This is a genomic window from Bradyrhizobium sp. ISRA464 (genome assembly GCF_029910095.1).
Lineage (GTDB): Bacteria > Pseudomonadota > Alphaproteobacteria > Rhizobiales > Xanthobacteraceae > Bradyrhizobium.
In genome coordinates this window covers 7279669-7292852 of record NZ_CP094526.1, presented here as the reverse complement: position 1 = coordinate 7292852, position 13184 = coordinate 7279669, and the positions used below count along the sequence as shown (strand labels likewise).

General features: G+C 61.6%; 12 protein-coding genes. 7 read left to right on the top strand and 5 right to left on the bottom strand.

What is annotated here, in order from left to right:
- Positions 1-246: 246 nt before the first annotated feature.
- On the top strand, positions 247-1881 hold the full coding sequence (locus MTX19_RS33785) for a type I secretion system permease/ATPase (protein ID WP_280984968.1): 1635 nt from the start codon (positions 247-249) through the stop codon (positions 1879-1881).
- Between the two features lie 10 nt (positions 1882-1891).
- The gene (locus tag MTX19_RS33780; protein WP_280981080.1) at positions 1892-3247 is read left to right on the top strand and encodes an HlyD family type I secretion periplasmic adaptor subunit; all 1356 of its coding nucleotides are present in this window, start codon (positions 1892-1894) and stop codon (positions 3245-3247) included.
- A gap of 545 nt (positions 3248-3792) precedes the next feature.
- On the opposite strand, the gene MTX19_RS33775 is transcribed toward MTX19_RS33780, so the two are convergent.
- Positions 3793-4791, bottom strand: a complete 999-nt coding sequence (locus MTX19_RS33775; RefSeq protein WP_280981079.1) for a hypothetical protein — start codon at positions 4789-4791, stop codon at positions 3793-3795.
- A gap of 95 nt (positions 4792-4886) precedes the next feature.
- Positions 4887-5783 carry a metal ABC transporter substrate-binding protein gene (locus MTX19_RS33770; protein WP_280984967.1) on the bottom strand — a complete coding sequence of 299 codons (897 nt, stop codon included), beginning with the start codon at positions 5781-5783 and terminating at the stop codon, positions 4887-4889.
- Positions 5784-6153: 370 nt separating this feature from the next.
- On the opposite strand from MTX19_RS33770, the gene MTX19_RS33765 reads away from it, so the two are divergent.
- Both MTX19_RS33765 and MTX19_RS33760 read left to right on the top strand, forming a co-directional pair.
- Positions 6154-7125 (top strand): GTP-binding protein, encoded by a 972-nt coding sequence (locus tag MTX19_RS33765; RefSeq protein ID WP_280981078.1) that lies wholly within the window; start codon positions 6154-6156, stop codon positions 7123-7125.
- 11 nt (positions 7126-7136) lie between these two features.
- Positions 7137-7328 (top strand): hypothetical protein, encoded by a 192-nt coding sequence (locus MTX19_RS33760; protein ID WP_280981077.1) that lies wholly within the window; start codon positions 7137-7139, stop codon positions 7326-7328.
- Here the strand turns inward: MTX19_RS33760 and MTX19_RS33755 are convergent.
- Complete coding sequence (locus tag MTX19_RS33755; RefSeq protein WP_280981076.1) at positions 7267-8244, bottom strand: alpha/beta hydrolase; 978 nt, start codon at positions 8242-8244, stop codon at positions 7267-7269. The two genes, MTX19_RS33760 and MTX19_RS33755, sit on opposite strands and share 62 nt — an antisense overlap.
- A 90-nt stretch (positions 8245-8334) precedes the next feature.
- On the opposite strand from MTX19_RS33755, the gene MTX19_RS33750 reads away from it, so the two are divergent.
- The 3 genes from MTX19_RS33750 (at position 8335) to MTX19_RS33740 (ending at position 10688) form a co-directional block, all read left to right on the top strand.
- The gene (locus tag MTX19_RS33750) at positions 8335-8733 is read left to right on the top strand and encodes a hypothetical protein (protein ID WP_280985673.1); all 399 of its coding nucleotides are present in this window, start codon (positions 8335-8337) and stop codon (positions 8731-8733) included.
- Positions 8734-8934: 201 nt separating this feature from the next.
- Entirely contained in the window at positions 8935-9576 is a 642-nt protein-coding gene (locus MTX19_RS33745) for a DUF1007 family protein (protein WP_280981074.1), read from the top strand.
- A complete protein-coding gene (locus tag MTX19_RS33740; RefSeq protein ID WP_280981073.1) occupies positions 9573-10688 on the top strand; it encodes a nickel transporter in 1116 nt (371 codons plus the stop codon). Before MTX19_RS33745 ends, MTX19_RS33740 begins: the two co-directional genes overlap by 4 nt.
- 184 nt (positions 10689-10872) lie before the next feature.
- Here MTX19_RS33740 and MTX19_RS33735 read toward each other — a convergent pair whose 3' ends face one another.
- Both MTX19_RS33735 and MTX19_RS33730 read right to left on the bottom strand, forming a co-directional pair.
- Positions 10873-11631: an SDR family oxidoreductase gene (locus tag MTX19_RS33735; RefSeq protein WP_280981072.1), complete on the bottom strand. Its 759-nt coding sequence runs from the start codon at positions 11629-11631 to the stop codon at positions 10873-10875.
- Between the two features lie 80 nt (positions 11632-11711).
- Complete coding sequence (locus MTX19_RS33730) at positions 11712-12989, bottom strand: ROK family protein (protein WP_280984966.1); 1278 nt, start codon at positions 12987-12989, stop codon at positions 11712-11714.
- Positions 12990-13184: the final 195 nt, after the last annotated feature.

Genomic DNA, 13184 nt, shown 5'->3' with positions numbered 1-13184 from the left:
AAAATCCCGCAGGTTTACCGTCCCTGCTGTTTTGTCCCGTCGACAGCTTTCCGTCGGGCGACCGGCTATGCTAATAAATTCGGACCGATTGATTTATTTGCAGCTTTCATCGCTGATTTCATTGACGGTCGACATTGTAGGGGGGCGGCTTTTCCGCCAGGTAACTAGGTGATTGTTCCGCGTAAACCCCCGGACGAACTCCGGCAATTGCTGCAAGCCTGCAAGGGCTATTTCGCCACGGCTGCAATGTTCAGCCTGGCCATGAACCTGCTTTACTTGGCCGGCCCGCTCTACATGCTGCAGGTTTATGATCGCGTAATCTCGAGTGCAAGCGAGATCACACTGCTCATGCTCACCATGGCCCTGTTGCTGGGTTACGGAGCACTTGCAGGTCTCGACGCGGTACGCGCGCGCGTACTCACGCGCGCCAGTGTTCGCCTGGACCATCAAATCGCACCGCGCGTGATGACCGCCGTTATCGATCGCTCGCTGAGAAGCGGCAGCATGCGTAGCCAGCTGCTGCGCGATTTCGACGCCTTCCGCCAATTCATCACCGGCGCTGGAATTCACGCTGTTTTCGATCTGCCCTGGGCGCCCATCTACATCCTGGTCATTTTCGCATTGCATCCGTTCCTGGGCGCCTTTGCCCTGGCTTGTTGCATCATTCTGATCCTGATGGCCCTTCTCAATGAATGGGCGGTCAAGGCGCCGCTCTCCGAGGCCAACGAGGCGGCCAGCCGGAGCTACAGTTTCACCGAGATGAGCCTGCGCAATACCGAAGTGGTACGCGCCATGGGGATGACGGCCGGTCTGTTGCGACGCTGGAGCCGCGATCGCATTCGGATGATCGAGCGGCAGGTCACCGCCAGCGAGCGTGCGGCCACCATGCAGAGCATGATCCGCTTCTTGCGGCTCTCCATGCAATCCTTGATCCTGGGACTTGGCGCCTATCTCGTGATCGAACGTCTCACTACCGCCGGTGCGATGTTTGCGGCGAGCATCCTGCTCGGGCGTGCGCTCCAGCCCATCGAGCAGATCGTCGGGTCTTGGCGCGGCCTCGTCTCAGCTCGCGGTGCCTTCTTGCGTCTGCGCGAGTTGTTGGCCACTAATCCACCGCGTGAAGCTGGGCTGACTCTGCCGCGCCCGGAGGGACAGCTTTCCATTGAAGGCCTGTCGTTCGCGGCGCCGGGAACTTCAAAAGCCATTCTGCGCGGGATCAACTTCCGGATTGAACCGGGAGAAGTTCTGGGCATCATCGGACCGTCCGGCGCCGGAAAATCCACGCTGGCTCGCCATCTCGTAGGTGTGCAGGCGCCTTCGGCAGGCGCGGCCCGCTTGGACGGTGCCGATATTTCGACCTGGATCAGGTCGTCATTGGGCCAGCACCTAGGCTACCTTCCGCAGGACATCGAGCTGTTCGCCGATAGCGTCGCCGCGAACATATGCCGGTTCAACGATGGCGACGACGGTGCGATTATCGCTGCAGCAAAAATGGCCGGCCTGCATGAAATGATCGTGCGGCTGCCTGAGGGCTACGACACTCAGGTCGGGGAGGGCGGTGTAATCCTCTCCGGCGGCTATCGCCAGCGCATTGGTCTGGCCAGGGCAGTCTACGGCAATCCGAGCCTGGTTGTGCTTGATGAGCCGAGCTCGAACCTCGATTCAGATGGTGACGCAGCGCTCGCCTATTGCATCCTCCAGCTGAAGCAACGTGGAACCACGGTCGTGCTGATCTCGCACCGGCCCGCCACAATTGGCGTTTGCGACCGGATCCTGGTGCTGCGTGAAGGTGCCGCCGAGATGTTCGGCCCGCGGAATGAAATCCTGTCGCGCTTGACGCGACCAGTGCCGGTCTCGCCCGTGCAGGCAGCGGCGAGTTAGGGGGCGTCGCATGGCCCTGTTGAATGCCCTAAGCAGCATAAGGACGCCGGCGTCGGGTGCGCCCCGCCAAAACAGCGGCCCGAACGACTCGATGCGACGGATTGCCCTGGTAGGATGGCTGATCATCGCCCTGTTCTTCGGCGGGATTGGGACTTGGGCAGTGACGGCTCCGCTCAACGGCGCCGTGGTCGCGAATGCCGTGATCAAGGTCGACGGCAACCGCAAGAGCGTCCAACATCTCGACGGCGGCATTGTCAAGGAATTGCATGTCAGGGAAGGCGAGCGCGTGCGCGCCGGTGACCTCCTGATCGTGCTCGACGAGACCCAGGCCCGCGCCGAATATGAAGTGCTGACGCAAGAATACGCCGTTCTGCGGGCAACTGAAATCCGGCTCCTGACCGAACTCGAACATGGCTCCGAGCTCGTGATGCCGCCGGATCTTAAAGCACGCGCTGACGATCCTTACTTCAAGAGCGTCTGGACCGGACAGCTCAATCAGTTCCAGAGCCGTCGGATTTCGCTGGAAGGGCAGAGAAGCGTGGTCCGTGAGAAGATCAACCAACTCGTCTCACAGATCGTAGGGGCGGAGGCGCAGGTCAAATCGTTTACCGACCAGATCAACTCCATTCACAAGGAAGCCAATGATATTGCGCCCCTGGTCGAACGGGGTTTGATCGCGCGACCGCGAATTCTGCAATTGGAGAGAACGGCCTACGGCCTTGAAGGCCAGATCGCGGATGCAAAGGCGAACATCGCCAAGGCGCGGCAAGCGATCGCCGAACAGGAGCAGCAGATCGCGCAGCTCGACAACGATCGGATGACCGACGTCACCAAGGATCTGCGCGACACGCAAGCCAAGCTTTTGGAGGTAATTCCCAAGGCGCTGAGCGCCAAGGCGGTTTTAGGCCGCATGGAGATCCGGGCGCCTTATACGGGACGGGTCGTCGGTTTGAGCGTATTCTCGGTTGGCGGAGTCATCCAGCGCGGAGACAAGATCCTAGACATCGTTCCGGATGAGGATTCGTTGACGATTGAAGCGCAGGTCGGTGTCGAGGACATCAGCGATGTGCATCCGGATATGCGCGCAGAGGTTCACCTCACCGCTTATAAGCAGCGCATCGTTCCGATCATTCATGGCGACGTGATTCAAGTCTCGGCCGACCGTTTGACTGACCCGAAAACCAACGCGCCCTATTATACCGCCTTCGTGCGGATCGACCGGGACGAGCTGGCGGCCATGCCGAATATTCGGCTGTATCCCGGCATGCCTGCAACAGTGATGATCCCGACCGTGCAGCGCACCGCATTTGAATACATCGTTGGGCCGCTCGTGATGTCGTTCAACCAATCGTTCCGGCAGAAATGACACGCCATCGTGCGGCTCTCGATGTGCGTCGCCGCCGTGCTTTTTGCGAAGTTGTGCAATCAAGACACCCAGGGTCTGCAATCCCAGCTTCAGCACGATCGCCAAGTGCGTGCGCGGCGGGTGCAGCGGCGCGCACGACACTAGTGCAGTCCATGCGCACGAACCGATCTATTATAAGAAACAAGAGGAGGGGGAGAGGGCGCGAGCCGCGCGGCAGTGACGGTGCTGTCATATCTTCGCCTCAGACCGGCGCGCCTCAGGCCCGAGGCTTCCGATCCGCGCGCACGGAAGCGGGCGATGTCGAGTGATCGGGAAAGGAGAAGCTGGCCAGGTTGAGATCAGGCAGCTGTCCTAATGCACTGGTCTCGCGGGAAGCCGATGGGTTTTTCTGCGAAATTGTTGCTAACGGAGCTGCTAATGGTTGTGCCAGCCGCGCCGTCATCTCGCGCCACACCGGAGTCCGCAGGGTCCGCTGGCCGAGGGGTGGCGGCAGCGCTACATCTTGAGGCAGTCGCGGATTTTGAGCCCGAGTAGCGCGACAGAGTTTACCGCCCTTTGCAAGTCGGCGTCGGCCGTTGCGGCGGTGCCGGATGATCCTTCTTGTATTGAGCGAGGATCGGCTCGAGGGTCTGCTTTGGCCAAAATTTCGGAACGCGGATTTCCTTCAAACAGGCAGCGTTCCAATATAATCCGACGCCCGACGGCGACCGGCCGGCCGCAACCACTTGCGCGACGGCGTCGACGTCGGCGGCGTCGGGATAGACGTACAGCGTCGTCGGATTGTCCTTCACCATCGCGATGATTTGCGCTGCGTCCGATGGCGACCAACTGGTGCAGCCGTTGCTGCGGCCGCCCGCGTAATCAACCAGCGTTCCGAACGGAACGTAACCGTCGTGGTTTGCGTACGGACTGCGTGGATCTTTTCGAAGACAGACGTTCCTCAACAACTCGGCCGGATGCCCGCCGATCTCGCGCTGTCGGGCATTTGCGGTCTCGCCTTCGCCGTCAAACTGAACGAATGAGCGCATCAGAACCGCGTCTTGTTTCGCCGAGATACGGTAGTAGCCTTTGAAGGACGTCTTCGTCTCGCCGGTCACATAGGCCCCGCCGGCCGTCAGTTCTGAATCCAACGCATTGCCGAAGTTCTTCGCGCACCGTCTTCCGTTGACGAAATCCGCGATGCCCTTTAAATCGCGACCGCCGCCGTGACCGGCCGAAATCGCACGAAACGATCGGTCGGATTCGCAGATAACGTAGAACCGGCGCCCCAATTTGCCGTCGCTAAAATCGTTGGGACGCGTCGCGTCCATCGCGAAGTAGCAGGGATTTTTGACCGTGCCTTCGTTCACCTTTCGTAGGTAAAGCGCCCGGGCCCTCTGCAACACGACTGGCGCGATTTGATCTTCGCCTTCGCCGACATGGGCCCTCATCCAGACCGGAATGCCGGATGATTGCTGCGCGGCAAAAGACCATGGCGACGCCAGCAAGACGATGACGAAGAGGCTGAAGATATTCATGATCAGACGGACGGATCTTGACCGCACGAGATCAATTCTCCTGTCGATGCGTTTTGCATGCTAGTTCAAGCGTCGCGGCGTGTTCAAGCGTTAGGGCTGAATGACGCGGCCGGACAAGCGTGTCAGTTCGTGAGAGCACTCGCAATCGTCCTGACATTGTGCCTGATCATCTCGATGTAGCTCGGAGCCTCGCCATTCTCGCTGGTCAGGCTATCCGAATAGAGCGTTCCGCCGATCGCTGCGCCGGTCTCGGAGGCAATTTGGCGCATCAGTCTTGGGTCGCTTACGTTTTCCAGAAAGACCGCCGGGATCTTCTCTTTGTTGATCTGCGCGATAATGGCTGCGATATCCCGCGCGCTTGGCTCGGTTTCGGTCGAAACGCCCTCCGGCGCCACGAACGTGACGTGGTAGGCGAGAGCGAAATAACCAAAGGCATCGTGGGTTGAAATCACCTTGCGCCGCTTCAGGGGGATCGGCGCCAGCGCCTTGCGAACCTTGTGGTCGAGTGCCTCCAGCTTGGCCAAATAGGCCGATGCACTGGCTTTATATGTCGCAGCGTTGGCCGGATCGGCGGCTACCACGGCGTCGCGGATATTGGCGACATAGATCTCGACGTTCGTAACGGATTGCCAGGCATGCGGGTCCACTGACCCCACGCCATGATCACGGCTCAGTATTTCGCCAGCAGCGATCTTGCGTGGCACGATGCCGCGGGTTGCAACGACGGTGGTCGCGTTGCTGCCGGATGATTTGATGAGCCGCGGCAGCCAGCCCTCCAGGCCGAGGCCATTGACGATCACAAGTCTCGCATTCCTGATCGCTTCCGCATCGGCGGTCGTGGGCGTGTAGACGTGGACGTCACCGTTGGGACCGACCAGCGTCGTGACGTCAACCCGATCGCCGCCAATGTTCCTGGCGAAATCACCGAGGATCGAAAATGTCGCCACGACCTTTAGCTTTGTTGCTTCTTGCTGCGCTGAGGCGGGCAAGATCGCCAAGGCCACCGCAAGGCCAACCAAGATTATCGGCCGGAACCATCGAAGACCGGCCTTCTGCCACGCCTTGGAGAGGTCGTGTGGCGAACGACGGGCCAAATGGAAATCAAACTGCCGTCGAGCTTCGGCATGTACTGGGGTGTCGCGACACAGCCGGAACAAAGAGGGCCTCTCCAAATCGCTTGATTGATGTCCCTTGCGTCTTCTCCCGATCGTATGTAATGTTATAACATTACGTTATGGGTCGCAATGAGCTCGAGTGGCATTTCGCGTCAAGTTGCGAAGGCGTCCTTCTGTTCGATCCCGGCCCGAAGCCCACGATGCGCAGATCCGCGATCCCGACGATATGGCGAAAAGCGCTGCCGCCCATGAAGCGCGAGGAGGAAACAACACCATGGCCGATGCTGCACCCCGGATTCCCGTCACGGTTCTGACCGGCTATCTCGGCTCCGGGAAGACGACGCTGCTGAACCGCATTCTCTCCGAGACGCATGGCAAGCGCTTTGCCGTGATCGTGAACGAATTCGGAGAGGTCGGCATCGACAACGATCTCATCGTCGACGCGGACGAGGAGATTTTCGAGATGAACAACGGCTGCATCTGCTGCACGGTGCGCGGCGACCTCATTCGCATCATCGCGGGGCTGATGCGGCGCAGCCGCGGCTTCGATGGTATCGTGGTCGAGACCACGGGACTTGCCGACCCCGCCCCGGTCGCACAGACCTTCTTTGTCGACGACGACGTCCGCCGCAAGACCAAGCTTGACGCTATCGTCACAGTCGCGGACGCCAAGCACCTGCTTGACCAGATCGACCGGACCCCTGAAGCGCAGGAGCAGTTGGCGTTCGCCGACGTCGTTCTCGTCAACAAAGTCGATCTTGTCGACGAGAAGGGTCTCGTGACGATCGAGCGCCGCATCCGCAAGATCAATCCTTACGCGGCGATCCATCGAACCGAGCGCTGCAGCCTCGCTCTCGACCAGGTGCTAGGGCGGGACGCCTTCAATCTTGACCGCATTCTCGAGGTTGAGCCGGGCTTCCTCACCGAGGAGCACGATCACGAGCACGACGACACTGTTGCCAGCCTGTCGCTGATCGCCGACAGCCCGATGAATCCAGAGACATTCATCCCGTGGATCAACAATGTCGCTCAACGCTTCGGCACCGACATCCTGCGCATGAAGGGAATCATTGCATTGGCGAACGACGACCGGCGATTTGTCGTTCAGGGCGTCCACATGCTGATCGAAGGTGGCAGCCAGCGTGCGTGGAAGAAGGACGAGGCGCGCCAGACCCGGCTCGTTTTCATCGGACGCGATCTGCCTACGGACGTGCTCAAGCAAGGCTTTGAGGCTTGCTGCGCCTAAGGGGAGTGCAGATGGGAGAGATCGTAGGATTTGTTTCGAAATCCGAACTCGAGCGGGCGCGTCTGATCCGGGAGGCCCGCGCGATCTACGACAGCATATTCCCGCCGGTCGATGCGGCCGGCGAGCGGCGGGACGCTCGCGTTACGGAAGGGAGGCAAAAGGGCGGAACGAGCCCACTCCATCGAAAAGAAACGGCCGGATGACGGAAATGACCGCATCCGGGAATTCCTCATGGATAGACAGCTTGCCCTTCTCCAGCCGCTCCAGCCGGACATGCGGCAAAGTCGCCAGCGCTTCGATTTCGCCGCGCGAGCGCGCTGGGGTCTCGTGCCCATAGACCACCAGTGTCGGTTTGTCCGCCTTCCGCACCAGGTCGAGAAAGTCCTCGCGGCTCGCGACCCGATCGAGGTATCCGGTCACAAACCGCACCGAAGCGTGGCGTGCTCCTTTTGCCTGTGTTACCGCAAGCTTGGCGGCGAGGCGGTCGCCAGAGAGCCAGTCCGCCTCGCTATAGACGTGCTCGCGCGCCATGCTCGTCACCACAAAACGACTGACATTGATCCGGTAGAGCAACTGGCCGATCAGCGGCCAATCGATCGCCGCTCGCACGCGGGCGAACCAGGGGCGATAGCCCATCATCGTGGGGAGGGGCCCTCGCCAGGTCGGCGCGAGCAGCACGAGGCGGTCGACCGCGTCGCGGTGGCGCGCCGCATGATGAAGCGCATAGGTCGCCGCATGTCCGGCGGCGACAATCATGCGTGCCGTCGGCGACATCTGGCTCAAGAACCAGTCCAGGAATGTCGAAAGCATCTCGGGCGACCAGTCGGCGCGCGGGCGCGGCAGGTCGCCGAATCCAGGCCAGTCGACGGTTGTCGCACGACAGTCGGATGCCAGTCGCTCGAGCAGCGGATACATCTCGGCTCGCGTCGAAATCGAGCTGAGTGCAGGCAGCAGGATCACGTCCGGACCATTTCCCGCGCTCGCCATTCCGATCGAGAGCGCCCGGCCTTCCCACAGATACTCGATTGTGCGCTCAATAATCATATTCAACTGCCCTTGTGTATCGACGTCGTGCCGTGACGCTTTGCTTTGATGGCGCTCCGGCCGGCAGCACGCCATGGCACTGCTTTGTCGATGGCAAGGACAATTATAGCCTATGGATCGCCATATTCTTTTGGTCCATAGTCGCGTCAGAAGGGGAATAAGGCGTTGACGAAGTTCATGCCGGCACGGGTTTTCGTGCAGCGCTGTGGAGCCTGTCTTGCGCTCGTGGCGCTCACGCTGCAGCTCGTGCTGTCATTCGCCCACGTCCACAAGGATGATTTCGCTTTCTCCGGGCGCGCTCGCCGCGACGTCGCGAGCGTCGGGCAAGTCCGGCCGCAACGGCAGATCGCCGAGCGGCATCCGTCGCGGCTGGCCGATGACGACGAACACTGCACGATCTGCTTCTCGAGCTTCCTGTTGGCGAATTCGTCGATACTGCATGCGCCGGCAAAGCTGCCCTTGCTCCAATGGAACAACCTCGATCGTTCGCCCAACCCCGTTCCGGATATCGCAATTCAGCCGCGCCGCGTGGCCTTCCTGTCGCGCGCGCCGCCTGCCTGCTGAGAGCAGGAGTCGCTGTCCTACGCCGCACGACATGCGACGACGCATACAATAGCTGAAGCCATCGGATTCTCCTTGGTCGCAGATTGAGAGCTGCTGCCGTCTGTTCGGCGCCGACGTCTGCTTCATGCGAGCGCATCCGAGATCGCCGCGCCCGCCGCGTGCGGGCGTTCGACACCGGCTCTCCGATCGGGCAAAATAGTCATGATAAAACGGCTCTATCCCTCCTTCTGCGCGATGCTCCTGCTCGCGTTACCCGTCCACCGCGCGCATGCGCATCCCCACGTCTGGGTCGCCTTCCACAGCGAAGTGCTTTACGCGGCGGATGGCACCATGACGGGTATTCGCCACGCCTGGACCTTCGACGACATGTTTTCCGCTTATGCGCTTCAGGGTATCCCCCACGCCAAGAAGGGCCAATACACGCGCGAGGAACTGGCGTCGCTCGCGCAGACCAACGTCGATTCACTGAAGGAGTATGCTTACTTCACCTATGCGCGCGCCGACGGCAAGAAGCTGAAATTTTCGGATCCGGTCGACTACTGGCTCGAATACAAGAACGCCGCCCTCACCCTGCATTTCACCCTGCCGTTGAAGGCGGCGGCCCCGGCGAAGGCGACGCAAATCGAGATCTACGATCCCTCCATCTTCGTGGATTTCGAGTTCGCCAAGGACAAGCCGGTGTCCTTGAGCGGGGCACCGCAATGCCTGCTCACCTACGATCTGCCGCATCAGCCGACACCGGCCGAACAGGCGCGGCTCAGTCAACTCGATGCCGTGCCGCTCGACCCCTCCAGCACCTATGGCGAGACCTTTGCCAACAAGATCCTGGTGAAGTGCCCATGACCAGGTCGCATGTTCTGATATTGGCTGGGCTGGTAGCGGTCGCGGCCCTCTGTGGCATCGATGCTGCGTCGGCGCGGGGCGCGCCCTTTGGCGCTCCTCATCCCGCAACCGCTGCGCCGGCCTCAGGCTTGATGGGCTGGATCTTCGCCGAGCAGGCGGCCTTTTACCGTTCGCTGTCCGGCTTCATCAAAGCGAGCAAGCAGGATGGAGCGGCGATGTGGAGCCTGTTTGGCATCTCGTTTGTCTACGGCGTCTTCCATGCCGTCGGGCCGGGCCACGGCAAGGCCGTGATCTCCTCCTATCTCGTCGCCAACGAAGAGACCTGGCGCCGTGGTGTTGTTCTGTCCTTTGTGTCGGCGGGCATTCAATCCCTCGTTGCCATCATTGTCGTGGCGATTGCGGCGGTCCTTCTAGGCGCGACCGCCAAGGCGATTGGCCTGACAGTGCACCTCGTCGAGATCGTCAGCTACGTGCTGGTGATCCTGATCGGCCTGCGGCTTCTGTACGTCAAAGGCCGCGGCCTTCTCATAGCCTGCCGCGAACTGACGTGGCGCCAGACGCCTGTCCTCGCCTTCGCTCCGGCTCGGGGCGTTAACGCCCTTCAGTTGCCCAACCCGCGGCTCGCCGCGACGGCCATGCGCGGCGGTCAATGCCAGGTTGATGGGTGCACCAGTCGCGTACACGGCTTTCATTGCGAGTGTGCTGACCATCACGAATCGGCCTGGGGGCACGCCCACGGGCCCGAACCGGCCGAGCTTGCCGGCTCGGGTGGCTGGCAGCGTGGCTTGTCGGCGGTCGTTGCGGTCGGACTGCGGCCATGTTCCGGCGCGATCATCGTGCTCATCTTCGCGCTGGCGCAGGACCTGTTCTGGACCGGCGTCGGCGCAACGCTGATCATGGGATTGGGAACGGCCATCACGGTAGCCGCGATCGCAACAGCCGCGATCAGCGCGCGGCAACTCGCGAGCCGTTTCGCGAGCGCGCGGGCCGGATTCGGCATACTCGCAATGAGAGCGATCGAGGTCGGCGCCGCAGCCGTGATCGTTGCGTTCTGCGCCTTGTTGCTGGCCGGCTACATGGCGAGCGAGCAACTCTGGATGTTCACCAGGTAGGCCCGACACCATCGTCCCAATCGGATCCAGCTAGCTTCGGCAAGAGGCTTGGACTTCGGTCGTGCGCAGTTTTAGCTACGCTGCCGTTTCGTCCCCAACGGCGAACGCACTTCGTCGCGCGCTTCAGACTCGACACGCATCCGTCGAGCTCGCCAGACTTCGACAACGCAGTCGGCAAATATGGTTAGACCCAGCCGCCATCGACGATGTAGCTCTGGTTGGTGCAGGCGCCGCTGTCGTCGGCGGCGAAGAAGAGGACGATGCGGGCGATATCGTCCGGCATGAGCTTGCGCTTAAGGCATTGGCGCTGCATGAGTTCGGCCTCACCTTCAGGTGTCAACCACAGATCCTGCTGCCGCTGGGTCATGATCCATCCGGGCAGAATGGAATTGACCCGCACGTTGTTCGGCCCAAGATCGCGGGCGAGCGCGCGGGTTAGCCCCTGAATCGCGGACTTGGCGGTGGTGTAGCAGGGCATGTTGCCCTGGCCGATCAGCCAGCTTACCGAGCCGATGTTGACGATCGAACCGCCTCCTGCCCGGGTCATGTCCGGCGCAACCGCCTGGGCGCTAAAGAACTGATGTTTCAGGTTGACGGCGATCCGCTCGTCCCAGAATTCCGGCGTGACGTCCTCGATCGTGTGACGGTCGTCGCGGGCAGCGTTGTTGACCAGGATGGTGATCGGCCCGAGCGCCTCGCGGACGCCGGCGACCGCGCGTCTCAGGGCGCCGATGTCGCGCAGATCGGCGTGTTCGAAGTGCACGCTGGCATGCGCCGGTAGGCTGGCCAGCAGTCGCTTTGAGGCATTCACATCGATGTCAATGAAACCGACCCGCGAGCCCTGGCCGACGAACTGGCGGACAATGGCCTCGCCGATACCGGAACCGCCGCCGGTCACGAGCACGGTCCGGTCCTTGAGGCTTGGATAGATGGCGCCCTGCATTGGCATCCTCTCGATTTTGGCGCCTGGAGGGCGTCGGTTGCGTTGCTGCGGCTCAAACACGGGGCCGCAGCTCCCGGTATTCACTCGGTCGTCTCCATGTGGCTTCGATCCACGACCCGCAGGGTCCGCCGCACCATGCCGTCGACAATTGCCGCCGACTCGCTTGGACGCACATATATCGCCGTGGACTTGAGCAGCCATGGCAACACTGCCTGATCGAGCCGCTCCTCATAGGCGCGGCGCATCATGTCAAATGCCTGCAGGCCGGGACCCGCCAGGACGATATGATGCGGGCGTAGCACCGATATCGTTGTGGCGACCGCCTCGGCAAGCGCGTGGCCTGCCTGCCGGAATAGGTGCTCGAGACGAGGATCGCCGCCCAGTGCTCGCTCGCGCAGCAGGGCCATCTGCGCCTCGGACGGCTGCTGCGACACCGCCGGCGGCAGGTCGAGAAAGGTGCGGGCGTCGCGGTAGAGAGCGTAGTCGGCGAGATAGGCCTCGATGCAGCCGCGTTGACCGCACCGGCATTGCGGACCGTTCGGCGCCAACTTGACATGGCCGATCTCACTGCCGGCGCCGGCACCCCAGCGCGCTTCACCGTCGACGACGATGCCCATCCCGACGCCGTGGCCGACCATGATCGTGGCCGAGAGGCCTTGTGCCAGTGCCGGTTCCGAGGCTGCGAGGGCCACCGCAACTGCAACAGCGTCGTTCGCCATCACGACGTCGACGCCGAATGCCTGACGGATCGGCTTCGCCAGGTCGACGTCGGTCATCGACAGCGCCGGACTCCACAGATGCCGGCCGGTGTCGGCGTTTACGATGCCCTGCAGCGCAATCCCGATTCCCAACAGCCGATGCCGCGGCGTGGCTGTCGCGTCGAGCATAGCCTCGATCTGTGCGCTCACGAGATCGCGCAACGCGCCTGCATCGAGAGCGCGTGTCGCGAGCGCAAGTCGCGATTGCGCCAGGCCAGAGCCGCTGAAATCCGCGATCAGTGTCTCAATCAGGTTCATGCGCAGCGAGACCGCAACGATGCGGCCAAACTCAGGGTTCAGGGTCAGCAGCACCGCCGGCCGGCCACGGCGACGGCCATTCAGCCCGTCCGCATCCTCTTCGTCGGTGTCGTCAGGCCACGACGTCGCCGCACCCGTGTCGGTCTCGGCCTCGCAAAGCAGTTCTTCCGCTATCAGTTTCGACGTGATGGCCGAAATGGCCGGGAAGCTCAGCCCCGTACTGCGTGCAAGCTCCACGCGCGGCAACGGCCCTTGACGTCGCAAGACTTCCACGAGGCGGCCGCGGTTCGATCCGCGGGCCACGCTTGAGGCACGTCTCGGCGGCTCAGGTTGCTCGACCATGCTGGGCATTTTTAATTCGCTGAGTGAAGTTAATCAATGTGCGTGACGACTTTTAGTTCGCAATCTGAAACTAATTTGCACTACTAGCAGATGTAAACAGATGATGTGTGCCGTAGAGTTGCCGTATCGTATCGCATCTGCGCTTAGTACTTGAAGAATAGAACAGATACACCCTTGACTGGAGGTCTGATTCTG